Raw genomic sequence first — 24,665 nt, 5'->3', positions numbered from 1 at the left:
CGGGGTATGAAGAATACTATACTGGGTATATATACAAAAGTCAATATACATGTTTTTCGATGGAAAAGCAGATGTCTAAGGTGGACAAACGGACGGCTGCGAGGAACAATAGAAGGAAACGTTCAAAGGTGGGAAAACTTATGAAGGAAGGGAAAGGCAACCAGCAGCAGCGCTGGGAACGCGCACTGGCAGGGCAGCCAGACAAGTTCGGGACCGAGGCGAGCCCGGCGGCTGTGCGTGCAGCCAAGGCATGGAAAGAAGCCGGCATCACGCACGTTCTCGAGCTCGGAGGCGGACAGGGGAGAGATGCGTGCTACTTCGCATCGCAAGGCTTTCACGTCACGGTGCTCGACTATACGGAAAGCGGTACGGCCGCTGTCAGAGAGAAAGCAGCAGCACTCGGTCTGGAGGATCGTGTGCATGCCGTTTGTCATGACGTGAAGACACCGCTGCCCTTTAAGGAAGCGGCGTTCGACGCGTGTTACTCGCACATGCTCTTCTGTATGGCGTTTACCGGAGAGGAGCTGGAGAGACTGGTCCAGCGGCTGCACCGCGTGCTCCGTCCTGGAGGAGAAATCGTCTATACCGTGCGGCACACGGGCGATCCCCATTACGGCACCGGCAGTCACCATGGCGGAAACATCTACGAAAGCAGCGGCTACGTCGTTCACTATTTTGATCAGGCGATGGTCCAGCAGCTGACAGCAGGCTATGACCTGCACGTCATGGACACGTTTGAAGAAGGCACGCTGCCGAAAAAGCTCTACTATGTACACATGCGAAAAGCCTCCACGTGAGTTCGAGAGCAGGCAGCACCGGAAAGGATTCTCCCTCCGGCGCTGCCTGCTGTTATCGTGTTTCTGCTTCTCACAGGTGGCGCGGACGGCGAGGCGGATTCAACCTATCGGGACGAAGCCGGGCGACGGGAAGCAAGCAGAGGCTGTCGCGCGGGCCGCCGCAGTTCACGTCAATACCCGTGCCCGGCGGTGGAGGCGGAACAAGCATCGCTTATGCGAGCGGCGGAGTTTTCGGCGGATTTCCATTCTGCTGTATCGTTCCGACACGTAATCCGTTCGTTTCGGCACGTCGGACACGGGCGGGCTTCCCGGCGGCGCCTGCAGAGCCCCTAACGATTGCAGCACCTTGAAACCGAGGTCTGCGCGCATCGCTCCGGCCCACATTAGCATGCCGATTTCGATATCGTGGAACCGGTCGAGGTCGGTTCGAACCCTGGCGAGCATCCGCTCGATCTCCTCGTACTCCTCTGAGTACTCTGGCAGCTGCAGCTGATTCGGGAGCGACCGTTCTTGCAGGTACTTGACCCAGTACGTTGTCTGGAACTGTTTGTTTTCGTTGATCGTTTCTACGTTAAGCAGCTGGACGCCGATGCCGGTGTGCTTTCGGATCAGCCGTTTACGCAGCTCTGCGACCTGGTCCATGCTCACGTTCATGATCCGCAGCTGCCGCTTCCCCCACCACTGCCATTCTTTCGGCGGCCACAGGCTCTGACGGGCGGAAGCATCGAACATCATATACGGTACCCGCTCTTTTCCCTCACCTTCTGCATCGAGAAGAAGCTCCTCGGAGCCGATGTTGTCGTATACTCCGCCGTCTGTCAGAAGAAAATGGCTGTAGTCTTCGCGCATGAGGGAAAACGGACGTTCTTTGATGTTTAAGCGCACAGGTTCAAAGAGAAGGGGAAACGCCGAAGAAGCAGCGACGGCATCCGCCACGGTAATACCGTCCACTTCCTTACTCGTGCCAAAGACCTCATCTGCGAGCGTATCCCGGCTGAACGAAAACCGCTTCAACGTCTGCAGGTTCGTCGCGTTGCAGATCCACTTCGGCTCCTCAGGCAGATCGTGGAGTTCCATGGACCGGCGCCCGGTGTCATCGAGCAGTTCTCTTCCGAGCAGCCGCTGATCAAAGACGATGGGGGATGTTCTGCTGAATCTGGCGCGTGGCAGGAACGGCCGGAGCGGACTGCGGAAAGGAGTATACGCCTGACGGAGGACGCGGTTGCGGAACCCTGCTTTGCCGAAACGGACGAGCTTCCGGCCGACGCGGGCGTCAAAGTCAGCCGTGTCGTGAAACGTCCCCTTCGCCAATTCCTTCATGATGAGCGCGGCAGTAATACTGCCGCCGGAAACCGAGCTGATGAGCTTCACCTGATCATGGACCCCCAGTTCGACAAGCCTGCGGTAGGCACCAAGACAGAAAAACGCGGCACGGAATCCACCGCCGGAAAAGGCAACCTGGAATGCGCTCATGATGCTTCCTCCTCTGATATTTGGTTGTTTTTTACATGATAGGAATGTATAAGTTTTCATACAGTGTGACGGCGGCTCCATGCGCTGCTCGGGAAGAAACAAAGAACGTTTTCTTCCCTCAAAAAGCTTGCAGCGCTTCCGCACGCCGTTCCGACCAAAAGGCGCTTTGCGCTTTTGTTCTGAGCTGGCAGGATGGCTGCGGCTTTGCGTACGTGTTTTTGGAAGGAATACAGGCTTTTACCTAGCTGATCAGGATGACGCCGAAGACTTCTTTTCTGGAGAAATCAGCTACTTTTACCCATAAATAAACAACCTCAAACCTCTTTTGGAAGGTGTGAAGCTTTCTCCTCTTCCGAAACTCAACGCATACCACTTGTTTCACCAGGAAAATGAAAGCGCTTTTAAAAACAGGTATTTTTCACTGGATACGCGTGAGAAGGTGCTTTACACTGGAAGTAGAACGAGATTGCAGACAGGGTATGGTTCGGTTCAATTTGAGAGGGGGATTGGCTCGTGCTGGATGCGAAGTATTTGGATCTGCTCGCGCAGAAGTACGGAAGTGAAGAGAAGGTAGCCAACGAGATTATCAATCTGGAGGCCATTCTGGACCTTCCGAAGGGGACGGAACATTTCGTGAGCGACCTGCACGGGGAGTACCATGCGTTTCAGCATGTGCTCCGCAACGGGTCCGGCAATGTGAAAATGAAAATCCAGGACTTGTTTCAGGAGGAGCTGGATGAGCACAAAATCAACGAATTCGCTACGCTGATTTACTATCCGGAAGAAAAGCTCAAGCTGGTAAAAAGCCATTTCAGCCAGAGAGAGGATCTCTACGCCTGGTATGAGGATACGATCAGCCGCATGCTGAAACTGATTACGCATGCTTCGTCCAAGTACACCCGCTCCAAGCTCCGCAAAGCGCTGCCGGAGCAGTTCGCCTACATCACCGAGGAACTGCTGTATAAGAAGGAAGGATACGAGGATAAGACCGCCTACTATACGAAGATTCTCGAGCGGCTCATGTCGCTCGGCCAGGCGGACAAGCTGATCATCGGTCTTGCCTATACGACCCAGCGGCTTGTCGTCGATCACCTCCATGTCGTCGGAGATATTTTTGACCGGGGACCGGATCCGGATAAAATCATGGATACGCTGATTGACTACCACTCCGTCGATATTCAGTGGGGCAATCACGACGTGCTCTGGGTCGGCGCCTATGCCGGATCGAAGGTGTGTCTCGCGAACATCATCCGCATCTGCGCCCGCTACAACAACCTCGATATCATCGAAGACGTGTACGGCATTAACCTTCGCCCGCTGCTCAACATTGCTGAAAAGTACTACAGCGAAAACCCGCCATTCCGGCCGAAGCGGATGGCCGGCGACAGCCTGACCGAGCAGGAGGAGCTGCAGATCACGAAGATTCACCAGGCGATTTCCATCATCCAGTTTAAGCTCGAGAGCCCGATCATCAAGCGCCGCGAGTGCCTCAACATGGAGAGCCGGCTGCTGCTGGAGAAAGTCGATTACGACAAGCAGGAGGTCACCCTTCAGGCCGGCACGTATGCGCTGAAAGATACTTGCTTTGCCACGATCGATCCAGAAGACCCGGCGGCGCTGCTGGAAGAGGAGCAGCAGGTGATCGACAAGCTGCTGTTTTCTTTCCAGCATTCGGAGAAGCTGATTCGGCACATGGACTTTTTGATGAAGAAAGGGAGCCTGTATCGTCGTTATAACGGCAACCTGCTCATCCACGGCTGTATTCCGCTGGAAGAAGACGGGACGATGAAGGCGATGGACATTGAAGGGACGTCGTATGCCGGCCGCGAGCTGCTCGATGTCTTTGAACACTACGTGCGCTACGCCTACGCTCATCCGGAAGAGACGGATGATTTCGCAACAGACATGGTCTGGTACTTGTGGACCGGGGAGAATTCGTCCCTTTTCGGAAAAAGGGAAATGACGACCTTCGAGCGTTATTTCATTCAAGAAAAGGAAACGCACAAGGAGCGAAAAAATCCGTATTATCACCTGCGTGAAGACGTAGGTGTGTGCCGACAGTTGCTGGAGGATTTCGGCTTGGACCCGGATCAGGGGCGTATCATCAACGGCCATACGCCGGTTAAAGAAATCGATGGGGAGGACCCGATCAAAGCGGAAGGCAAGATGATCGTCATCGATGGCGGCTTCTCCAAAGCCTATCAGTCGACGACGGGGATTGCGGGCTATACGCTGCTGTATAACTCCTACGGCATGCAGTTGGTCGCCCATCAGCACTTTGATTCGCAGGAAGACGTTCTGATGCAGGAGGCGGACGTCCACTCCGTGAAGCGGCTCGTGAACGAGGAGTTGGAACGTAAAAAAGTCCGGGAAACCAACACCGGCCGCAAGCTGCAGCAGGAAATTGAAGGATTGCACAACCTGCTCCAGTACCGCTACATGAAGTAACGTTGGGAAGCACCGCTCCGAACAGGAGGAGCGGTGCTTTCCTGTGTCATGTGAGGGGACGGTCAGCAGGCTTTCGTTACACCGCCGCAAAACCGCGGGATACCAAGGCCCTCCGGTTTACGGCTGCCGGGGCAGCCGCGGGAATAAGGGGATGAAAGGGGTGGAGGGTTTGGTCCTGTCTGCCATTTAGGTCCAGAGCGGTCACTCATGCCGACGGCTCGGACGTTGCGCGGCCGGGAGCGGACGTTCAGCGGGAGCGGGCGGTCTCTCCGACGAGAAAAACGGTCGTTCGAGCGCTGGGCGGTCACTCAGAACGACGGAACGGACACTCCGCACCGCCCGGCAGTCACTCCGCGAAGCCGGGCGGTCACAGGAAGCGGATCCGGCCTATCAAAAAAGGAACAAAACCGCCGGGCATCTAAGCCCTTCCGGTTTACGGCTGCCGGGGCAGCCGCGGAAATAAGGTCTTATGCCTCACGGGTTAGACAGAAGCCGTCGGTGAAGCTGCCTGCGTTGCCGAAAGAGCAAAAAAAACGCGCCGGGAGCGATGACTCTCCCGGCGCGTTGGCTTATTCTTCTACGGTGGCGGCTTCGGATTCGGTTCCGTCTTCGGTGACGGCGGTGATCGTCAGAGCAGCGTCAGGCAGGTCGCCGAACGTGTGTGTTTTCCGTTCATAAGTGGCGATGCTTGCTTCAAGCGTTCGTTCGTCCTCCTGGCCGCTGTAGATGCGGTAGCCGACCACGCGTTCATCTTCCACCGCGTGGAAACGGAGCGTACTGCCGCTCAGCTCCACATTGGTTGGCGCTGGCGGAGGTTCTTCTTCTGCGCTTTCTTCGACAAGTTCTGTATAGACGACAAGCCGATCATCGTGTGTACCTTCGGCCTGATTGAACGTACCGGTACAGGTAATCAGATTCATCTGCCGACGTGAACTGGGCCCGAAGATGTCTTCGATCGGTGCTTCCCGCCGGTCGTACTGCACCACGCTTGTCACCTGAAACGTCAACGTGTTTCCTTCTTCGTCATCGACATGGACCTCATCGCCGGCTTCCAGCTCATCCAGATCGTAAAAGACGGCAGGACCTTCCCGGCTGTCGACGTGCCCGGCGAGGACGGCATTCCCCCGCTCCCCCGGTTTTACGCCGGGCTCAAACCAGCCAATGTTTTCCGCTGCTTCCGGAACTCCCATTTCGCCGTTATCGAGAATTCCCACCTCTTCGACAGGTCCTTCAATATCTGCCGATGGTGCACGCAGCCCCGTAGGTGCATGAAACGTCTGCTCTTCTTCTTCCGCTGACTCCGTCTCTTCCGGATCACTGCGGGAAGGGTGGGCCTGGAACTCATGCTCTGCTTCGGTTAATCCACTTGTACGCAGATCGATTCCAAGATCCTCTCCACTTTCCTCGAGTTCCGACATGACCTGCGTCTCGGACGGGGAGGAGAGGACCGGCACGAGCATCGTACCGGCACCTGCCAGGCCCGCCGCTGTCAGGGGAAGCAGGAAGTAGTAAAACAAACGTTTCATGCGGACCGCTCCTTTCTCGTCATCAACGTGTTACTGTTTGACAGATGTTACTTTTCTGCGTCCGAAGAGCAGGGCACCAGCTGCTGCCGCGAGTGCTGCGGTCAGCGACCAGACGATCGTGGAGTTACCTGCTGTACCACCAAGACCGGTAGCAGGCATTTCTTCAGGCATGTCGCCCTGCTGGAACGCTTCCGGCATTTGATCGACAAAGGCACCGCTCAATACTTCGCCCAGTACGAACATGTGGTGGTGGCCGTGACGGTATTCGTCGCTCCACTTGCGTTCAAAGTCTCCGGCAACGTAAGCGTCAAACGTGTTCGTGACATCTCCTACGTGGGATCGGATCTCTGTTTCACCGGCTTCTTGTGGAATGCGGCCTTCGGTAGCTTCATCCAGGAAAGTGGAGAATTCAACGACGTAGTTCTCCAGGTTTTCGTCCGCCTGCATGCGGGCTTCGTCGTCATTTTCAACGGCTGCGCCTACCATGTCACCGAAGAAATCGATGTGGCTCTGCCAGATTGGTTCGAACGCTGCAGCGCCTTCATCTCCGTAAATATCGCCCATCGCTGCGGTCAGATCCGCTGTGTTTTCATCCAGGGCCCATGATGCTTCATCGAAGTCTTCTGCCCCGTCAAACCCTTTCTGCATGCTGAAGGCAGCAAGGAAGAAGTGCTCGGAAAGCAGGTAGTTCAAATCACTGCGCAGATCCGATGCTGGTGTGGAAAGATCGGTGTTATCAAATTCTTCCGGCATCTGCTCCACAATCGCGCCGCCGAGGTTTTCCCCGATGCCAAACATGTGGTGGAAGCCGTCACGGAAGTTTTCGTACGTTTCCATGTAATCGCCATCCGTGTAGGCATCGAACGTGTCGGTAACGTCCGCGACGTGGGCAGTAACCGCTTCTTCTGCTGCTTCCTGCGGCAGGCCGCCTTCCGTTGCGCCGTCAAGGAACACGGAGAATTCCTGAATGTAGTTCTCCAGGTCCGCTTCTGCCTGAGCACGGGCTTCTTCGTTGCCTTCTGCTTCTGCGGCAACCATATCGCCGAAGAAGTTAATGTGGCTCTGCCAGATGCGGTTGAATTCTTCCGCTCCTTCTTCGCCGTAAACCGATTCAATGGCGGCTGTGAGCTCTGCTGTATTTTCATCAAGTGCCGCTCCGGCCTGCTCGGCATCCGGTTCGCCGTCATGGGCCTTCTGCATGAAGGCGACCGTCAGGGCAAAGTGTTCGGAGAAGAGTGTGTCCAGATCCGCCCGGAAGTCCGCCGCAGGTGTGGATACCGTTACGTCTTCTGCATCTCCCATTTCGTCGTTTTCGTACGCATCGTTGTAGCCATTGTCATCGTAGTCATTGTTTCCATGGTCGTTATGATCATCGTGATCTTGAGCCATGGCGGCTGTCGGTAGAAAAACGAGGGCGGCACAGGAACTGAGTACGGTCTTTTTCATCTTGTTCATAATAGGTCACGCTCCTTGAAAGTTTGTTTGGATGGGACCTGTTCCGCAGCTTCCAGCTGAAAAGCGGGGAACAGATGAAACCAAGGATTATCACCGCGGTTGATTTTCCTTTGTATCCTAGTAAACGAGGAAGGTTCACGATTGGATCACTTTTTTTCGAAAAAAATTAAAAAACTTTTTAGGGAAGGGGCAGAAAGCGGGACACACCGCACGTTGAGAACGGTATTCGTTAAAGGTTTTCCGCGGCTGTCGATGATGTCGGTCGCATGGTGACTTCTCAATAGAAAGCTTCCTGCAGTACGTTCCTTTATAATGAACAGGAAGGCTGCGAGCAGTCTTTAGACGTTTCAAAGGAGGTTGTATGATGGCAAAAACAGCAATCATCACCGGAGGCGGCAGTGGACTCGGACAGGCGACGGCGCTGCACCTGGCGGACAAAGGCGTGAACATTGCGGTCGTGGACATCGGGGAAGAAGGAGCCCAGGAGACAGTGCGGCTCGTGAAGGAGAAGGGACCGGATGCGATTTTTATTCAAGCGGACGTGTCCAAGCATGATGAGGTGAAGGCGTATGTCGATCAGACGCTCGATCATTTCGGTACGATTGATTATTTCTTCAATAATGCAGGCATCTCCGGCAGCGGCGGCTATTTCCTCGATACGGACGTCGAAGAAATGGAGAACATCATCGGGATCAACCTGCTCGGGGCGATGTACGGCCTGCGCTACGTTGCGGATGTCATGGTCAAAAACGGCGGCGGGGCTATCGTCAATACGGCTTCCAGCGCCGGAGTGATCGGCCAGGCGACCGTCGTCACCTATGCCGCAACGAAGCACGCCCTCGCCGGAGTGACGAAAAGCCTCGTCGCGGAATATGCGAAAGACGGCCTGCGGGTCAACGCCGTGGCACCGGGACCGACGGAGACACCGATGGTCAAGCAGTACTTTGATGCGAATCCGGAGATGAAAGCAAGCGCAGAGCAGGGGATTCCGCAGCGTCGTCTTGGCACGTCGGATGAAGTCGCCGAGCTCGTCACCTTCCTGCTGACGTCGAAAGCAGAGTACATCAATGGAGAAATCATCCGCATCGACGGCGGATTTACGAACACGAAATAACGATATGAAGAAAAGCTGTCTCTCCTTAGGAAGGAGGGGCAGCTTTTCGTATGTCAGGGAGTTTTTTTAGAAGAGGAAATTCAGGTGGTGTTCGCGGTTTGGGTGCGGCTCGGACGTTCGGCCGGGAAAAGCGGTCGGAAGGCGGCCGCGGACGGCGCTTCGGAGGAGGTGAGCGGTCACATCGAAGAGCAAAGCGGTCACTCCGGCGCTGGGCGGACACTCCGCCGGCCGGCTCGGACGTTCATCGTGGAAAAACGGTCGCAAGGAAAATGCGGGCGGCGCTTTGGAGGAGTCCGTCCGGCACAAAAGACGGCTGCAGTGAAGCAAAGGAAGTCAGCCCATCCGTCACCCAAGCCCTTCCGGTTTACGGCTGCCGGGGCAGCCGCGGAAAGAAGGTGGATATAAGGGTTGGGGGTTGAAGGTCCTGTTCGCCGTTTCGGTCCGGCTCGGACGTTCGACCGGGAAAAGCGGTCGGAAGGCGGCCGCGGACGGCGCTTCGGGGGAGGTGAGCAGTCACATCGAAGAGCAAAGCGGTCACTCCGCCGCTGGGCGGTCACTCCGCCGGCCGGCTCGGACGTTCAGCGTGGCAAAGCGGTCGCAAGGCGGCCACGGGCGGCGCTTTGGAGGAGTCCGGCAGTCAGAAGCGCCGGCTGCAGCGAAGCAAAGGAAGTCAGTCCATCAGTCACCCAAGCCCTTCCGGGTTACGGCTGCCGGGGCAGCCGCGGAAAGAAGGTGGATATAAGGGTTGGGGGTTGGAGATCGTGACTGCGGTTTGGATCCGGCTCGGACGTTCGGCCGGGAAAAGCGGTCGGAAGGCGGCCGCGGACGGCGCTTCGAAGGAGGTGAGCGGTCACATCGAAGAGCAAAGCGGTCACTCCGGCGCTGGGCGGACACTCCGCCGGCCGGCTCGGACGTTCAGCGGGGAAAAACGGTCGGAAGGAAAGCGCGGACGGCGCTTGAGAGGAGTTCGTCCGTCACAAAAGCCGGCGGCAAGCGAAGCAAAGGAAGTCAGTCCGTCCGTCACCTAATACCAAGCCTGCCGAGGAAACCACCCATCCTGGTCCCCACCAAAAAGAACTGCCGGAAGAATTTCTCCGGCAGTTCTCTCTCTCCATGTCTACGGCGAGGCAAGCACCATCTGCCCCTGCGGTTGTTCGTTGTTCGGCTGAGGTTCGAGCGTAATCGCAATCTGATCGACCTGGATGTCGTCCATGTCGCTCAGCCGGTAGCGGACGGCGCCGTTGCCGTCGTCATCAATCGTGAAACTCCCGGCAGAGATCGGCGTTTCGCCTTCAATGACCCACGCCTGAAAGGCTTCTTCTCCTTCCAGCTCGGGCATGCCGCTCACTTGTACCAGGAGGTCTACGTGACCGTCCTCGGCAATGATGGTAGCCGAACCTTCTCCCGTGAAGAGTTCCTCGTCTGTGGAAGCAAGGTTGGACGCAAGCAGCACATCAGCGACGCCGCCTTCCTCGTCTTCCTGTTCCAGGAGGGCTTCATAGTCGGCTTCAATCACATCTCGTTCAAACGCCAGCTGTTCGGCTTCTCCGGCGAGCTGCTCCCGATCTTCCGCCAGCTGCTGGTTTTCCATGAGCAGGTACCCGTTTCCTGCGAGCGAGAAAAGGAGGGCGGCAGCCGCTGCGCCAACGAACCAGGTTGCAAGCGGGCCTTTGCGTGAACGCCGTTTTTCGTCTAATGCCGGCGCCGACGTCTCGGGCGAGCTCGTGTCGTCGCTGTTCCATACGTTCGTCAGCACGCGTTCTTTCATGCCTTCCGGCGGTTCTTCCGCTTCGCTTAGAAACGGGAGTTCGGCAGAAAGAGCTTCCCATTCTGCGAGTTCTTCCCGGCACGAAGGGCATGCCTGCATGTGCTGTTCAAAGGCTTGTTTTTCTTCTTCTGACAAATGTCCGTTGAAGTAATCAATCAACTTGTCACATTCCTGATGCGCCACTACCAATCCCTCCTTTCTTCGTAAAGTTCCTGCTTCAAGTGATTCAGGGCCAGCCGGATCCGGCCTTTCACCGTTCCGATCGGAAGGTCCACTTGTTCCGCAATCATTTTCTGAGAGTATCCTTTGAAATAGAACAGGTCGATGATCAGCCGCTGCTCGTCTTTGAGTACCCGCATCGCTTCGCGGACCCGTTCGCTCTGCTGCTTCCATTCGACCAGCTCTTCTGTTCCGGGCTGGGTGTCCGCATGCTCGACTTCCTGATGGATCACCTCATCGGTATGTTTCTTTTGTCTGCGGAGGTAGTCGATGGCGGTGTTCCGGGTGATCGACAGCAGCCACGTGGAAAATTTCCCTTTGTCCGGAGAATAGACGCCGTTTCCTTTCCATAGCTTGATCAGTACTTCCTGTACGACTTCTTCAGCGGCATCGGAACTGTGGACGACTTTATAGGCGAAGGAAAAAAGCAGTCTGCTGTACTTGTCGTAGATCATTTCCATGGCAGCCTGATCCTTTGCACGGAGGCGCTCGTACAGCTGTACGTCATCGTGCATGTCCATGTAACCCTCCTTCTGCAGAAACAAGCTTGTACCCTAATAAACGAACGGAATCCGGAATTTGATCACTTCCGAACAGTCTTTTTTTCAACCTTGTACAGACATCCTGGATGAATCGAGCTGGATGGTTTTATGTACCGGTTCGTTTTTATGGTGTCAAAGCAGTTCCCGGCGTTTGGTGTGACTATCTTTATTCTCGTAAGGACGTCGACGCCCATGAAACACAAAAAACGGGGCAAAGACAACCTATCCCCATCCTATCAGAATTGTTCTCAAGAGGAGAAAAGAATAGATCGTCCAGTGCGAAATTGAAAAAAGTGCACTGACACGCACTGACGTTCACTGACGTTCACTGAACGAGGTAGCTTCTTCTTATCGCCGGTCAGTGAGTTTTGAGGGGGAATTTCCCTGTGCTACGCTACTAGGCAGACATGGAGAAACAACCAATCAGGAGGAATGACAGATGAGCACCAAACAACAGAAGAAGCTTCATTTGATTGATACGGACATTCACGAAAAAGTAACGTACGAGGATTTAATGCCGTATTTAGAACAGCCGTACAAACGATACATCGAGGACTGCCACTGGATTCAGGAAAAGCACATGCCGTTTACCCAACCAGCCGTGGCGGGTGTGAACAGAGCGGATGCGGAAGTGCCGGATGGCCGGCCTGCTGGGTCAGACCTTCCATTCATGCAGTATCAGCTGCTGGATGACATCGGTCATGAGGTCGGCATCCTGACCGGGGCGTTGGATCCGTCTCCCTCTTCCATGCACGGGTGGTACGAGATGGCGACGGCGTTGGCCCGCGCCTATAACGACTGGCAGATTGAGCACTGGCTGGAGAAAGACGAGCGGCTTTACGGCTCGGTGCACATCGCTGCTCAGGAACCACACGAAGCAGTGAAAGAGATTGAGCGTGTCGGCAGTCACGAAAAAATGGTGCAGATCCTGCTCCCGATCGACGATATCATGTGGGGCGATCCTTACTACCACCCTATTTTTGAAGCGGCAGAAAAACATGATCTGATGATCGGCATGCATCACAATGAGCCGCCGGTCTATTACGGCAAATGGCCGCGCTACTTCATTGAGTGGCATACCCTGATCCCGACCGCCCACATGATGATCGTCACGAACATGGTGTTTAACGGCGTCTTTGAGAAATTCCCGAAACTGAAAATGATGATGATTGAGGGTGGGTTCACCTATGTTCCTTTCCTGATGCGCAAAATGGACCAGCAGTACCGGGATCTGCGTCATGAAGTGCCGTGGATTCAACGCATGCCGAGTGACATCATCCGGGAACACATCTGCTTTACGACACAGCCGCTGGAGGAAATGTCCAAAAAGGAATTCCTGCAGACCTTTGAACAGATGGGCAGCGACGATATGGTTTCCTTCTCAACCGATTATCCTCATTGGGATTATGATAATCCATACGAGGCACTGCCAAATGGCTTGGACGAAGAGCTCATGAGGAAACTGTTGTCCGAGAATGCACGGAACTTTTATCCGAAGCTTCCGAATCGGAAGGAGGAAGACTAAATGGAAGAAGTAGTCTGCAGTAAGGAGGATCTTAACCCGGGAGAGATGATGGAGAGCACGTTTGGCCGGCACAGTATTGTCGTCTGCCGCGCATCGGACGGGCACTACTACGCTTTCTTAAACCGGTGTATCCATCAAGGAGCTCCCTTGTCCAAAGGGAAAATCTGTGGTGCGCCGGAGCCGACAGATACATTAGGCGAGTATAACTTTGACCGGGAAGGGGACATCCTCCGCTGCCCATGGCACGGTCGGGAGTTCGATATACGGAACGAAGGAAGAATGCTGGCAAACGAGAAATTCAAAATTAAAAATTTCAACGTCATGGAAAAAAACGAGCAGGTAATTGTATATAAATGATGAAACAGCAACGCAGAGCCCCGGTAAAATTGGCATCGTGTTAGCGGTGATTGGATTCTGGAGCAGGATTGGTTTGTTGTAATGGAGTGATATAGATGAAGAACATGTTGATCAATGGCGCATGGGTCGAAGCCCATACGAAAGCGGAGCGGGAGATCATCAATCCGTTTAACCAAGAGGTCCTCGCTGTAGCAGCAGAAGGGGATACGACAGACGCACAGCTGGCCATTGAAGCAGCACGCGCAGCGTTTGATCAAGGGGAGTGGCCCTCCGTTCCAGCAGCGGAGCGGGGACGTCTTCTTGAGATCACGGCTTCTTTCATCGAGCGGGATATCGATGAACTGATGAAGCTGGAAACGCTGGATACAGGAAAAACGCTCATTGAAAGCGAAGCGGATATGAAAGACATTGCCGGTGTGTTCCGCTATTATGCAGGACTTGCTGACAAGCACGGCGGAGACATCATCGATTCCCCGATTCCCGACTCCACCAGTAAAGTGGTCCAGGAGCCGGTCGGCGTATGCGGACAGATCACGCCGTGGAATTATCCACTTCTGCAGGCAGCGTGGAAGCTCGCTCCGGCGCTTGCCGCGGGAAATACGCTGGTGCTGAAACCGAGTGAAATCACCCCGCTGACGACCATCAAAGTATTCGAACTGATGGAGGAGGCAGGATTTCCGGAAGGTGTCATCAACCTCGTGCTGGGACCGGGCCACACCGTCGGCCAGGAGCTCGCGGCCAGTGATGACGTAGACCTCATCTCGTTCACGGGCGGCATCGAGACCGGCAGGAAAATCATGCAGACGGCCAGCGGGAATATGAAAAAAATCGCCCTGGAACTCGGTGGGAAAAATCCGAACATCGTTTTTGCAGACTGCGACTTTGACATCGCGTTAGACCAAGCGTTGAACGCTGTCTATTTTCACGCCGGACAGGTCTGTTCTGCTGGTGCCAGACTGATTGTGGAAGCATCGCTCCACGATGCCTTCGTCGCAGCATTGGAAGAGCGGGTGAAGGCGATCCGGCTCGGAGACGGCATGGAGGAAGCGACCGAGTCCGGACCGATGATTTCCGCTGAACATCGAGAAAAAGTGAGAAAGCTGGTGGATATCGGTGTAGAAGAGGGCGCGAACCTGCTGATTGGCGGCAAGTATCCTGAAGATCCGGCGCTTGCAGATGGCTTCTTCTTTCTGCCGACCATTTTCACGGAATGCCGGTCGGACATGACCATCGTCCAGGAAGAAGTGTTCGGACCTGTGCTCACGGTGGAGACGTTCCAAACTGAAGAAGAAGCAGCGAAGATCGCCAATGACTCGATATATGGTCTTGCCGGAGCTGTCTGGACAGAGGATATTGCCAAAGCCGAGCGCATTGCCGGCAAGCTTAGAATGGGTACGGTGTGGATCAATGATTTTCATCCGTACATCCCGCAGGCACCATGGGGCGGGTATAAACAGTCCGGAATCGGCAGAGAACTCGGGAAAGCAGGACTCGAAGAATATACCGAGCAGAAGCATATTTTTCAAAATACAAAACCAGCACCACTCCACTGGTTTTCAGCAGCAAAGGGGAGGTGAAAGCAATGAAGGAAGACATCTACGATCTGACGATTGTCGGCGGTGGTCCAGCGGGGCTATTCGCGGCTTTCTACGGTGGAATGAGGCAGATGAAGGTAAAAATCATTGATAGTCTGCCGGAAATCGGCGGACAGCTCGCTACCCTGTATCCGGAAAAATACATTTACGATATAGCCGGGTACGAGAAGGTGCGTGCCAAGGACCTGGTGGACAATCTTGTTGCCCAGTCTGCGCAGTTCGAGCCTTCGATCAAGCTGGAAGAAGTCGTGCAGCAAATTCACAAGCACGACGAGGGGATGTTCGAATTATCAACTGATAAAGCGAGCCACTTATCCAAAGCCATCATTATCACGTCTGGAGCGGGAGCATTTGAACCGAGGCGGTTGACGCTCGACGGTGCCGATTACTATGAAGGGAAAAACCTGCATTATTTCATCAATGACCTGGAGGCTTTCCGGGATCAGAAGGTCCTCGTATCCGGCGGCGGAGACTCCGCCGTAGACTGGGCGCTGATGCTCGAGCCCATTGCAGCAGAAGTCACGCTGGTTCACCGGAGAGACAAATTCCGCTGTCATGAACACAGCATGGATCAGCTGCGCCAGTCGAGTGTGAACATCAAAACACCGTATACGATGGAGCAGTTGGAAGGAAATGACCTCAAGATAGAACAAGTAGTGCTGCAGGAGAAAGATGGAGAGCAGGAGAGAATCGACGTCGATGCGGTTATCGTCAACCATGGGTTCACTTCTTCTCTTGGTCCGATCAAAGAATGGGGGCTGGATCTGGATAAAAACACGATTCCGGTAAACTCCAAGATGGAGACGAACATCAAAGGCATTTATGCTGCTGGAGATATTGCCTCTTATGAAGGAAAAGTCAAATTGATTGCCATCGGTTTCGGGGAAGCTCCGATTGCCGTGAATCATGCGAAATCGTATATCGACCCTGCTGCCAAACTGCAGCCGAAGCACAGTACAAGTATGTTTTCATAAAGGGCGGAACCTCTTCGCCCTTTTCAGTCATCTAGAATTAGTATGAACCGGCCGACAGGCCAAATCTAAACCCTAAAGGAGATAGATATGAATTTCAAAAAGAACCAACTAGTCGGAGCCATTGGTATGACAGCATTGTTAGCAGCAGCAACCGCCTGCGGAAATGAGAACGATAACACGGCGGAAGAGAACACGAACAACAACGGAGAGGCGGAAGCTTCCGGTGAGTCTATTGGCGAACAGGTTGATTACGAAATCGTTGGCATCGATCCAGGAACAGGCATCATGGATAATGCAGAGATCGCCATCGAAGAGTATGATCTGGATGAAAACTGGTCGGTGCTCAGCAGCTCCGGTCCCGTCATGACAGCAGAACTCGGCGAAGCGATTGATAACGAAGAGCCGGTCGTCGTCACAGGCTGGCAGCCGCACTGGAAGTTCATGGAGTATGACCTAAAGTTCCTTGAAGATCCGGAACTGGTATTCGGCGAAGGGGAAGACATCCATACGTTGACGCGAACGGGACTGGAAGAAGATATGCCGGGAGCGTTTCCTGTCATCGACCAGTTTTCCTGGGAGATGAGTGATATGGAAGAGGTCATGATGATGGCCGAAGAAGAGGATACTGAAGTAGATGAAGCAGCGAGACAGTGGGTAGACGATAATGAAGACATGGTTGCCGAGTGGACAGAAGGCGCTGAAGAAGGCGACGGAGAATTGATCGAATTCACGTTGGTCAACTGGGCCGATGCACTGGCGGCGACGAATGTGGTCAGCGAAGTGCTCAAAGACCTCAACTATGAAACAGATCTCGTTGAAGTGATGATTGATGCGATGTACACCGGACTTGCTACGGATGGAGCGGATGCGATGTTTGCTTCATGGCTGCCGGGACAGCAGCAGTATTACGATGAATACGAAGAGGACTTCGTCGATCTCGGACCGAATACAGAAGGCACCCGTCTCGGGCTGGTCGTCCCAGAGTACATGGATATCGATTCGATTGAAGACTTGAGAGAACTCGAAGAATAAAAGAAAGTGTCGCTGACGCATGGCTGCTCCTGCACGAGTCAGGAACGCGCCGCAGCGAAAACGCTGTAGGACACCTGTCCTGCAGCGTTTCTTGCAGAGGAAGCATGGATCAGGTTTCATGGGAAGAAGACGGCGGTTCTGTCCGCTGCTCGGTAAGATCGAAGCGCTTGTTCTTCCCTTTAAAAACCTGCAGCGACGCCACACGCCGTTCCGACCAAAAAGCGCTGTGCGCTTTTGGTCTATGATAGGAATGTATAAGTTTTCATACAGCGTGACGGCGGCTCCATGCGCTGCTCGGGAAGAAACAAAGAACGTTTCCTTCCCTCAAAAAGCTTGCAGCGCTTCCGCACGCCGTTCCGACCAAAAGGCGCTGTGCGCTTTTGGTCTAGACGCCGTTTTGACGTGGCTCGGTCACTCGAGGCGTGCGCTCGGACGTTCAGCCGTCGCTGGCGGTCACTCAGCGGCACAGCTCGGATATTCAAAGAGAAAGCTCGGTCATTCGGGCTTTGCTCGGACACTCAGGAGAAGCGCTCGGACGTTCAGAAGACCCGCTCGGTCACTCAGAGAGAATACGCGGACGTTCAGCGCTGAGTCGTGACTTCCTCAATAAGAGCGCCACACCTCAATCACCCAAGCCCTTCTCGTCTGCAGCTGGTTCTGCAGCTGCAGAAAAGCCTGGTATCACCCTTGGCATGGGACGGGATAACATATTCACAGGCTGTGGCTGCTCACACAAGTAGTATGATGAAACACGTCGCAGCAGCGAACCTTCCATAAAATAAAGCGGCCGGTGTTGTTGGATCGTCTCACGCAGGATATGCTGTAGAAAGGAAAGCGCAGACGTGAAAAGGCACTGGTGTGGATTGCAGGCCGTGTCAGATCGACGTCACACTGGAGGTGAGGACCCGTGCTTCAAAAAATGCGAAACGGCTTAAATCTGCCGGATGACTATACTAGTGCTGCCTTGAAGCAGGATGCGATTGCCGGCATCACCGTCTTCGTGATGCTCGTGCCGCAGGGCATGGCTTATGCTGTATTGGCGGGACTGCCTCCAGTGATGGGGTTGTATGCGTCGATTCTGCCCCTGTTGATCTATGCCTTTGCCGGGTCATCCCGGCAGCTGGCGATCGGACCGGTGGCGATGGCCTCGATCCTCGTCTTCGCCGGCGTATCGCTGCTGGCAGAGCCGCAGAGCCCGGAGTATGTGTCGCTTGTCCTTCTGCTCACCTTGATGGTAGGCGGCATTCAATGTCTGCTCGGCCTGGTGAATGCAGGCACGCTCGTCAAATTCATTTCGCAGAATGTGATCAACGGATTCACGTCGGCCGCAGCGATCATGATTGGACTGAGCCAGGCTGGAAACTTTGTCGGAGTAGACGTCTTAACCCAGACCCAGTTCATCCCGCTGCTGATGGACCTGTTGACGAACCTCTCGCAAATACACCTGCCGACTGCAGCCATTGGTCTAGTCAGTCTGATTGCCTTAATCGGAATGAAAAAAATACATACGAAGCTGCCAGCCTCGCTGTTTGTCGTTGCAGGGAGCACGCTGCTCGTTTACGTGCTTGGCCTGGATGAAGCGGGGGTGGCCATCGTTGGCGAGGTGCCGCAGGGACTTCCTGCTTTCTCTCTTCCGGAAGTAAATCCGGCTTCGATGCAGCTCCTGCTGCCGACAGCGCTGACGATTGCTTTGATTGCGATGATGGAATCACTCGCTATTACGAAAACACTCGCAGATAGAGACAGCCCGCCGGTGAACATCAATAAAGAGCTTCGTGGAATCGGTCTCGCTAATATCGGCAGCTCGTTGTTCTCCGGCTATACGGTGACGGGGAGCTTCTCAAGAAGCGCGGTGAACCACGCCACAGGAGCCGTCTCGCAGGTGTCCATGGTCATCGCCGCGCTCGGGGTGCTGGGCACGCTGTTCTTTTTGACCCCTCTTTTTTATTACCTGCCGCTTGCCGTTCTTGCGGCGATCATTCTCTCGGCCGTCACAGGATTGATCAGCTTGAGGTCGGCGACTCATGCCTTCCGTATCAAACCATCGGATGGCTGGGTCTGGGTCGTTACCTTCGTGTCCACGCTCGTTGTGGGCATTCAGTGGGGGCTGTTGATCGGAGCAGGGGTTTCTTTATGTATTTTGATCAACCGCATTTCCCACCCGCACGTCACAGAGCTCGGCTGGCATGCCAAAACCCAGACGTACCGGGACGTCGAGCGTTTTCCTGATTCCGTCGTGATCTCGACAATCAAGCTGATACGAATCGATGCAAGAATCCACTTCTCGAATGCGGCCTATCTTGAGGACTATTTGGAAACGAAAATCAAAGAGCTCGAACAGAAAGAAGCGGAGCCGTCCCATGTTATTGTCGATATGGCAGGAGTCAACGACATCGATACGATGGGAATCACCGCGCTGGAGCGAGTAGTGGAGAAATACGAAACAGACGGAGAACTGCACATCTGGTTTGTGAATGTAAAAGGACAGGTGCGCGAACTGCTGGAGCAGGCAGGCTGGGAAAGACGCTTCCCGGAGAATATCAGACCCTCCACGCTCAGCGGACTCATGAAAGAAATCAAACCGCCGATAGATTATATGATTTAACAGCATCAGCTCCAGTCCCTGCTTCATACAGGTCTGGAGCCGTTTTTGTCTTTCTTTCCATCTTGAATGATAGGAATGTATACGTTGTTATACAGAGTGACGGTGGCTTTGTCGGCTGCGCGGAAATCAGAAAGCCCCATGCTTCCCTCCAAGCACCTGCGGTACACGCCGTTTTCCTCTAATGAAAAAGAATCATTCCTTCCTCTTTCAAGAAAAGCGTAAGCCTTTCATGTTCTCTTCTTCCTATGAACGCTGCCTCGACAAGCATAAGCTACATCTACTGAGTTATGAATGTTCTGATATTTAATAATTCCTTAAAAAGGGTATAGTAATAAAAGGTAATCGTTTACTTGCACACGATGAGAGGGTGAATCGTTATGATGAACGACACGCATGACAATCTGATTTCCAGAGTAAAACATAGATCCCATCTTCATCCCGAAGATGGACTGCAGATCATTCAAAAGGTCTTCCCTGAAAATGAAGTGCAGGGTGGACTCGATCCGAGAGTAAAAGCATTGCTAGAAAGCCGTGAAGGCCCTGCTTCCCGCAGGCCAATGGAAATGAATGATCTGCAAGAGGTCCGCAACAGCACTGAATGTAATAACGAAGATATCAGCAGCAATGTACGTATTGAATATAAAACGATACATTTACCTGACAGAAAACTGAACATCAGAATATATAATAGAACAAAAGAAGAAAAGCCCGGTATCGTTTTTTATCACGGGGGAGGATTTTTCGATCAAGACACACTCGTGATGGAGAATTTATGTAAGTATATGGCACAGGAAGCGGATGCAGTCGCCGTGGCGGTAGAATATAGGCTCGCACCAGAACATCCATATCGTGCGGGACTCCATGATTGCCTGGAAGGGCTTCGGTACGTGTATGAATTTGCCTCGGAACTGGGTATCAATGCAAAGCAGATCGGGCTGATCGGGGACAGCGTTGGAGGGAATCTCGCACTCGGCGTGCACCATTTAAGTAAGGAGGAACCTTGGGACATCTCTCATATAGGACTTCTCTGTCCGCTGCTCGACTTATCCGATTTTTCAAGAAAGGCGTGGAGTATAGAAGATTACGACTTGCGCATGCAGCCAGAGCTCATTCGCGAAGAACTCATTGCGATGAGAGAGTCGGTCTATTTCATCCAATCTCTGTATTTAGAGAACCTGGGAGATGTGTTCCTTTCCTTAGTATCCCCATTGCTGAGAGAAAACAAAAAAGAGTTCCCACCGATCACGATGATAGCGGCTGAATTTGATTTTCTGCGTATACAGGCTGAGGAATTTTCTGAAGAGCTGCAGCAAGCGAATGTACCTTTACGACATGTAGAGTATCAAGGAATGGAGCACGCCTTCGTCAGGAAACTTGGCCACTATCCACAGGCGGAAGACGCAGTAAAAGAAATCGTAAAAGACTTTTGGCGGGTGATTTCTTCATAATACTGCAGAAGGCGGCGGGTTTTGATGTTTTTTCTGCGTTCATCATCACATTTTTACTGAGGGTATCCGGCGGCTTCGTATGCTGAGCAGGAAACATGAAGAACCCATGCTTCCCTCCAAGAACCTTCGGTACACGCCGTGCCGGCCCAAAGCTGCCCCGCGCTTTTGGACAGTGCCCAGGATATCAACACCTGCGATGGCTAGGTCAGGTCTGAGAGTATCTGGGAGATGGAGGACGCTTGATCGAGGTATATATAGAGCAGCGGAAGCAGCAGCAGGCTCCCTATCACGAGCCAAGCCTTCGTGTACGGGGGGCTGACGGATCGAAAAAGGAGCGCGAGTATCAGGCTGAAGCCGACCGTCAGCATCGCGAGCGCGGTGCTGCGCATGCTGCCTATTTCATGAACCAGCAGGGCATGCCGAAGTTCGTCATCGATGTTCGCTGCCTCCAGCATGTACGCGTCCGTACCCGGCAATCGCTGCTGCACAGCTAATCCGTCCGCTGTTTCTTGATACCAGTACAAGTAGGGAAACAAAGAGTTAAAATAGAAGGCCGCCATTAAGGTACATAACAGAACAAAGGTGATGACCACGTAGGCCAGCTGTTTCTTCAAAAAGAATCTCCTCCTTCCTACGCGTTCCTCTCACAGTCGGAGCTGCTATAGTAATACAAGAAAAAAAGAGCAGAGCACTCCAGACAGAGGAAGCGAGGGCTGCGTAGGTGTTTTCTCTTTGAGTAGTTCTCCAGAAGCGCTTGAGACACGAAAGCGATCGAACAGGTGCCGGATAACAGAAGGGCGTTCCACGGATATCCGATGGCAAACACGTTGAAGAGGATCAAGATCAGCACAGCTGCAATCGAGGTGTAGACCGCCATGGAAGGGAGAATCCCCTCTATATAGCGGAGCGAAAGCGGATCTTCATGGATCAACCGGCGTTGAAGCAGGCGGTGCAACAGGACAATCAGCACGAAGCGAACAGCGTCATGTTCATTGAGGATGTTCCTTTCCTTTTCATGCGGGCACTTTCATCGAGCTCTTGTATCAGAGTATACTAATCGTAACATGAATGGAAATAATAGGGTTTGGGCTTTTCGTCTATTATTTTTATAGAAAGAGATGGCTGGGTGAGCATGGTGGCGAGGATGCCGATGTGGGGCGACGAGGTTCCGTGTAGACCTCGACGTACCTCTCGCTTCTTGTGGCGGGGTTCGCATCGTTTGGCGAGCTTTTTCTCTGGGGCGACGGGCTTTCGCGTCCAGGCGTCGCGGATCAAGGGGGATGCCGACGAGGTTTGCTTGTTGAGTCGACGAGGTTGTCGTCGGAGGAGAAATGCTGCCGAAAACATGGCAGATAATCAGGGAAACGTATTGCCTTTTGGCATACCATTCGATTCAAAAAGGAGGCAGCCAGCGTGAATATCGAGATGGTGATAGATGCGCTCGTGCAACAAGGAATCCTGCGTGCCGAGGAAGCAGCACTGCAGGAGATGAGCGGCGGTACGGTCGGCCACGTCTATCTGCTCAAAAACAGCAGCAGGGAGCTTGTCGTCAAAATCAGTCCGCCGGAGATCTTGGAACCGGAGGTAAAGTTTCTTTACTTTTACCGTGAAAGTCCCTATGTGCCGCATCCTGTCTATGTTGATCCGTCGTTTCGTTACCTGGTATATGAGCCCCTGCCAGGGACTTCTTCTGTTCCAGTCTCGATGAAAAAAAGCGAGCTGCTGTCCACGCTGTTGACCGCTTTCGTCTCTCAGTATGCAGGCGTTCCGAAAGAGCGGGGGTGGGGGGCGACGGACGAGCCATCTGCCTCGTGGCAGGATTTTCTCCTGGAGGAAATCGAAGAAGCACAGCGCGTGATCGGAACGCACCTGGAAGAGTCAGACGCGTCGTTTGTCCGCAACCTGGTACTGCAGACAAGCGAGAAGAAAGAGCCGCACCTGCTTCATGGAGATTTCGGTGTACATAATTTTCTGTTTCACGAAGGGAAGCTGTCGGGCATTCTTGATCCTGCTCCGGTTCTCGGAGATCCCGTTTACGACGTCGTCTATGCGTTCTGTTCCTCCCCGGAAGAACTCCACCTTCAGACGTTAGAGGAAATCGAATCAGAACTGTTCGAGCAGACCGGCTGGAATCTGCCGGATATCTTCGGTCAGGTCGTGATCGGCTTGTACCTTCGGCTCGCTATCTGTTTGAAGCACCATCCGGACGACTTTCCCACGTATCTGGAAGCATGGAGATACTGGAAAGACATTGTCGAAGGCCCTTCATTTCGGTCATAATGCTTGTCCAAGAGGATTGAGTTATCCCCATTACTTTTTGATACAATACAGAAAAGAAATCAAGAAACGAAAAAAGAGAAAGAGGTTTTTTTTATGCCGCTTGGAAAAAAAGAATCAAAGCGGGTGTCGATTTCGGATAAGCGTCAAATCACCATTCCTAAAAAATTTTTTGATGAGGTTGGATTTGATAAGCAAGTAGTGGTCGAAAATCGAGGCAATCATTTGGTGTTGAAGCCAATAAGAGAGGGTTTTAACCACGTCTGTTGATTAACCAAAATTTAGGTTTGATAAATAGCCCTTGGTTCTCCGTTCATACAACCAGGTGGCCAGGGCGCTTTTCCATTCTAAAGGAAGCGTATGATGCAGGAACATGCGCAGAAAACCCTTTAGAGATAAAGGTTTTCGGACGATTTTTTTAACGGATTCAAAGACCCATTTCACAAGGATATATGCCATCAGTGCCGCAAACAGCTGAGAAAAGACCGCATTTTTCGTCGTGCCAAACAGAACCGGTACATTCAACTGCCCCTTGATCCATTGAAAGAACGATTCGATCTGCCAACGCGTCTGATACATGGATGCAATCGCTTCTGCTGAGAGATCGCGTATGTTTGTTGCAACACGGATCGGGTGACCTTTGTGGTCATGAAATGTAACCACCCGAAACCGGTGCGCGGTTCGGGATTGTTCCGTTCCAAGTTGACAGGTGATGTCGTCTGTCACGTTCGAATGGGTTGGGACAAAACGTTGAAGCCCGTGAGGGCGATGGTATTTGACGTTCTCTCTTAGGCGAATGACAAAACGCTGATCTTGTCTTTCGTACTCATCCAACTGGGCATGTTTGCCGTATGCACGGTCTGCCACAAGAATAAATGAGCGATTAGCTAAAGATACGCCTGCGGGTCCATCATGGACCCGTCCAATCGTTTCTTTGACTTCAAACGGCATGCCGGTCTCGGGTGTATAGGCGACATGCAGTTTGATTCCTGAACGTTTTCCGTGAAAAGGAGCCCAGGGGAGTCGAGTTTCTCCAACCGTCATCGTTGTAGAATCGATCAGAAGTAACGCATGTTTGATTGGTTTTGATCGACGCTGAGCCCGATTACATCGGGTTACCAAGAGATGAAACAGATCCTTGATCACTTCGTATGGCAACTCCGTTGCCTTCTTACTGATCGTAGAAAAGTTCACAGGAGCAAGATCGGAAGCAGCCATCTGATCGGCGCCATCCCGGTAGCCTTCCCATTTCTCGAGGGCGGCAGCTAAAAGAAAATCAATCAGATCTCGAACACGAAATTTACGGGCAACATCCTCGTAGCCGTATGTTTTTAAGCATTGTTCAAGCTCTTCTTCGGCAATCAATTGATCAAATAAAGCGGAAATTGTGGTAAACTGATTCATGGGAGACACCTTCTCTGATGATGTTGGTTTAGACGCTTTACATCTTATCAGGTCGGTGTCTTCTTTTCTATTTTTTGTGGTAGTTATTGGCTAATCAACAGACGTG

Annotated in this window: 19 protein-coding genes; 12 read left to right on the top strand and 7 right to left on the bottom strand. The window is 53.2% G+C overall.

Going from position 1 to position 24,665, the window contains the following annotated elements; genetic code table 11:
- Positions 1-140 precede the first annotated feature (140 nt).
- Complete coding sequence (locus G477_RS0107990) at positions 141-797, top strand: class I SAM-dependent methyltransferase (protein ID WP_035211564.1); 657 nt, start codon at positions 141-143, stop codon at positions 795-797.
- 165 nt (positions 798-962) lie between these two features.
- Here the strand turns inward: G477_RS0107990 and G477_RS0107985 are convergent, their stop codons facing one another.
- Positions 963-2,270, bottom strand: coding sequence for a patatin-like phospholipase family protein (locus G477_RS0107985; protein ID WP_026697504.1), 1,308 nt, complete (start codon positions 2,268-2,270; stop codon positions 963-965).
- 516 nt (positions 2,271-2,786) lie between these two features.
- Between G477_RS0107985 and G477_RS0107980 the strand changes: the two genes are divergently transcribed.
- On the top strand, positions 2,787-4,718 hold the full coding sequence (locus G477_RS0107980; protein WP_026697503.1) for a fructose-1,6-bisphosphatase: 1,932 nt from the start codon (positions 2,787-2,789) through the stop codon (positions 4,716-4,718).
- 569 nt (positions 4,719-5,287) lie between these two features.
- Here G477_RS0107980 and G477_RS19065 read toward each other — a convergent pair.
- Positions 5,288-6,244 carry a class F sortase gene (locus tag G477_RS19065; protein WP_051287810.1) on the bottom strand — a complete coding sequence of 319 codons (957 nt, stop codon included), beginning with the start codon at positions 6,242-6,244 and terminating at the stop codon, positions 5,288-5,290.
- A 30-nt stretch (positions 6,245-6,274) separates the two neighbouring features.
- A complete protein-coding gene (locus tag G477_RS0107970; RefSeq protein WP_026697502.1) occupies positions 6,275-7,699 on the bottom strand; it encodes a hypothetical protein in 1,425 nt (474 codons plus the stop codon).
- 364 nt (positions 7,700-8,063) lie between these two features.
- On the opposite strand from G477_RS0107970, the gene G477_RS0107960 reads away from it, so the two are divergent.
- Positions 8,064-8,813, top strand: coding sequence for an SDR family NAD(P)-dependent oxidoreductase (locus G477_RS0107960; RefSeq protein WP_026697501.1), 750 nt, complete (start codon positions 8,064-8,066; stop codon positions 8,811-8,813).
- A 1,117-nt stretch (positions 8,814-9,930) separates the two neighbouring features.
- On the opposite strand, the gene G477_RS0107945 is transcribed toward G477_RS0107960, so the two are convergent.
- Both G477_RS0107945 and G477_RS0107940 read right to left on the bottom strand, forming a co-directional pair.
- Entirely contained in the window at positions 9,931-10,764 is an 834-nt protein-coding gene (locus G477_RS0107945) for an anti-sigma factor (RefSeq protein WP_026697498.1), read from the bottom strand.
- Positions 10,764-11,321, bottom strand: coding sequence for an RNA polymerase sigma factor (locus G477_RS0107940; protein ID WP_026697497.1), 558 nt, complete (start codon positions 11,319-11,321; stop codon positions 10,764-10,766). Before G477_RS0107940 ends, G477_RS0107945 begins: the two co-directional genes overlap by 1 nt.
- A gap of 460 nt (positions 11,322-11,781) precedes the next feature.
- Between G477_RS0107940 and G477_RS0107935 the strand changes: the two genes are divergently transcribed.
- The 7 genes from G477_RS0107935 to G477_RS0107900 all read left to right on the top strand — a co-directional run bounded on the left by G477_RS0107935 (position 11,782) and on the right by G477_RS0107900 (position 20,878).
- Positions 11,782-12,867, top strand: a complete 1,086-nt coding sequence (locus tag G477_RS0107935) for an amidohydrolase family protein (protein WP_026697496.1) — start codon at positions 11,782-11,784, stop codon at positions 12,865-12,867.
- Positions 12,868-13,224 carry a Rieske (2Fe-2S) protein gene (locus G477_RS0107930; protein ID WP_026697495.1) on the top strand — a complete coding sequence of 119 codons (357 nt, stop codon included), beginning with the start codon at positions 12,868-12,870 and terminating at the stop codon, positions 13,222-13,224. It begins immediately after the preceding gene.
- A 95-nt stretch (positions 13,225-13,319) separates the two neighbouring features.
- Entirely contained in the window at positions 13,320-14,801 is a 1,482-nt protein-coding gene (betB, locus tag G477_RS0107925) for a betaine-aldehyde dehydrogenase (RefSeq protein ID WP_026697494.1), read from the top strand.
- Positions 14,802-14,806: 5 nt separating this feature from the next.
- A complete protein-coding gene (locus tag G477_RS0107920; protein WP_026697493.1) occupies positions 14,807-15,793 on the top strand; it encodes an NAD(P)/FAD-dependent oxidoreductase in 987 nt (328 codons plus the stop codon).
- A gap of 87 nt (positions 15,794-15,880) precedes the next feature.
- Positions 15,881-16,825, top strand: a complete 945-nt coding sequence (locus G477_RS0107915; protein ID WP_035211559.1) for a glycine betaine ABC transporter substrate-binding protein — start codon at positions 15,881-15,883, stop codon at positions 16,823-16,825.
- Between the two features lie 907 nt (positions 16,826-17,732).
- Positions 17,733-19,430: a SulP family inorganic anion transporter gene (locus G477_RS19060; RefSeq protein ID WP_156897314.1), complete on the top strand. Its 1,698-nt coding sequence runs from the start codon at positions 17,733-17,735 to the stop codon at positions 19,428-19,430.
- 377 nt (positions 19,431-19,807) lie between these two features.
- Positions 19,808-20,878, top strand: coding sequence for an alpha/beta hydrolase (locus G477_RS0107900; protein ID WP_026697491.1), 1,071 nt, complete (start codon positions 19,808-19,810; stop codon positions 20,876-20,878).
- Positions 20,879-21,078: 200 nt separating this feature from the next.
- On the opposite strand, the gene G477_RS0107895 is transcribed toward G477_RS0107900, so the two are convergent.
- Positions 21,079-21,492 (bottom strand): hypothetical protein, encoded by a 414-nt coding sequence (locus G477_RS0107895; protein WP_026697490.1) that lies wholly within the window; start codon positions 21,490-21,492, stop codon positions 21,079-21,081.
- Positions 21,493-22,291: 799 nt separating this feature from the next.
- Between G477_RS0107895 and G477_RS0107885 the strand changes: the two genes are divergently transcribed.
- Both G477_RS0107885 and G477_RS21180 read left to right on the top strand, forming a co-directional pair.
- On the top strand, positions 22,292-23,158 hold the full coding sequence (locus G477_RS0107885) for a phosphotransferase family protein (protein ID WP_026697488.1): 867 nt from the start codon (positions 22,292-22,294) through the stop codon (positions 23,156-23,158).
- Between the two features lie 93 nt (positions 23,159-23,251).
- Positions 23,252-23,425, top strand: a complete 174-nt coding sequence (locus tag G477_RS21180; protein WP_156897313.1) for an AbrB/MazE/SpoVT family DNA-binding domain-containing protein — start codon at positions 23,252-23,254, stop codon at positions 23,423-23,425.
- Here the strand turns inward: G477_RS21180 and G477_RS0107875 are convergent, their stop codons facing one another.
- Positions 23,426-24,559 carry an IS4 family transposase gene (locus tag G477_RS0107875; protein ID WP_026697487.1) on the bottom strand — a complete coding sequence of 378 codons (1,134 nt, stop codon included), beginning with the start codon at positions 24,557-24,559 and terminating at the stop codon, positions 23,426-23,428. It abuts the gene before it with no gap.
- Between the last annotated feature and the right edge of the window lie 106 nt (positions 24,560-24,665).

Origin of the sequence: Alkalicoccus chagannorensis DSM 18086 (genome assembly GCF_000429725.1) — a bacterium.
In the GTDB taxonomy this organism is placed as follows: domain Bacteria; phylum Bacillota; class Bacilli; order Bacillales; family Salisediminibacteriaceae; genus Alkalicoccus; species Alkalicoccus chagannorensis.
This window is presented reverse-complemented; position numbering and strand designations above follow the sequence as displayed.